Annotated in this window: 1 protein-coding gene; it reads left to right on the top strand. The window is 70.8% G+C overall.

Annotation, left to right across the window (positions count from 1 at the left end):
• The first annotated feature begins 368 nt into the window (after positions 1 to 368).
• Complete coding sequence (locus tag ABT299_RS52570) at positions 369 to 1619, top strand: NAD(P)/FAD-dependent oxidoreductase (protein ID WP_500194463.1); 1251 nt, start codon at positions 369 to 371, stop codon at positions 1617 to 1619.
• The last annotated feature ends 92 nt before the right edge of the window (positions 1620 to 1711 follow it).

Genomic DNA, 1711 nt, shown 5'->3' with positions numbered 1-1711 from the left:
CGATCGCCACGGCCACCGCCTCCGGCGCGGCCGGCCGCGCGATGAGGGCGGGCCGCCGGTCGATGTCGACGTTCCACACCGAGCGCGCCGCGTCGAACCCGGGGTCGCCCGGCCGGACCAGGATGCCGTCAAAATGGCGGCCGAGCGTGTCGTCCAGGACCTTTCTCATTGGCTGCCTCCCTCCCGTCGTTGGTTTTCTCGAGTGTTCATAAGACCGGTAGAGATTGGCTGAAGAGGGGCTGAAGGCGCGCCGCGCGCCTACCCCCACCATTTCCTGAGTGCTCCTTCAGGCCGGCTCGCGAAAGTGAACGGGACAGCCGTTCGGCCTGCCCTTCGGGCACGGTCCACAGGATGAGGGAAGAAGGGCGATGTCAGATCAGGGAAGCGTGAAGTCCGAGTACGACGTCATCGTGATCGGCGGTGGCCCCGCGGGCGCGTCGACCGCCGGCCTGCTGGCCCTGCGCGGGCACCGGGTGCTCGTGCTGGAACGCGAGCAGTTCCCGCGCTACCACATCGGGGAGTCGCTCATCACCGGATGCGTCGGCGTTCTCGACGAACTCGGCCTCCGGGAGCGGCTCGACGCGCTCGGATTCGTCAAGAAGTTCGGCGGGAGCCTCGTGTGGGGGCGGGACGGCCGATGGGGCTTCAAATTCACCGAGGGCCGGCCGGAATTCCCGCACGCCTACAACGTCCGCCGCGCCGACTTCGACGCGCTGGTGCTCGGGCGGGCCCGGGAACTCGGCGCGCACGTCCGCGAGGAGGCCGCGGTCAAGGGCCCGATCGTCGAGGACGGCCGGGTCGTCGGCGTCCGCTACAAGCTGCGCGGCGGCGAGGAGACCGAGGCGCGGGCGACGATGGTGGTCGACGCGTCCGGCCAGGCGCGGCTGCTCGGCCGGCACCTGACCACCGTCGAGTGGACCGAGGACCTGCGCAACGTGGCGGTCTGGGCCTACTTCCAGGGCGGCGAGCCGCTGACCGGCGACGAGAGCGGCAACATCTTCATCGAGCACGTCCCCGGCGGATGGTTCTGGTACATCCCGATCTACGACGGCACCCACAGCGTCGGCTACGTGACCTCCGCGGCCGAGGCGACCGCCGCCGGGCAGGGGCTGCCGGAGCTGTTCCAGACCAAGATCGCCGAGTCCACCCACCTGAAGGAGATGCTCGCGAACGCCGTCCAGACCAGCGGGCACCGCAACGCCCGCGACTGGTCGTACGCCTGCGGCCGGCTGAGCGGCCCCGGCTGGGTGCTGGTCGGCGACGCCGCGGCGTTCGTGGACCCGCTGTTCTCGACCGGCGTCACGCTGGCGATGCTGGCCGCCGCCGCGGCGGCCAAGGGCATCGACGTCGTCCTGAAGGACCCCTCGCGCGAGGCGGACGTGTTCGAGCGGTACGAGGCCTCCTACCGCGACTTCCTGGAGAACATCGTGTCGTTCGTCCGCTTCTTCTACGACGCCGGGCTCGACCAGGAGGCGTACCACCAGTACGCGCAGGCGCTCATCGACCCGGGGAAGCTGTTCTTCCCGCGCAAGGACTTCGTGACCCTGATCTCCGGCCTCAACTCGCTGCAGCCCATCTTCGACCCGGAGCCGGGCGGCCCGGTGCCGGCCGCCACCTGACCGGCCGAGCACGGCGAGAGGGGCGGTCCGAGGAATCGGACCGCCCCCCCCCGCCGGGGCCCGGGCGCCCCCCCCCCCGCCAAATTGGTTTT

This window comes from Spirillospora sp. NPDC000708, assembly GCF_040299565.1.
Classification (GTDB): domain Bacteria; phylum Actinomycetota; class Actinomycetes; order Streptosporangiales; family Streptosporangiaceae; genus Spirillospora.
Note: the sequence above shows the minus strand (reverse complement) of the source record. Positions and strands in the feature narration are given on the sequence as shown.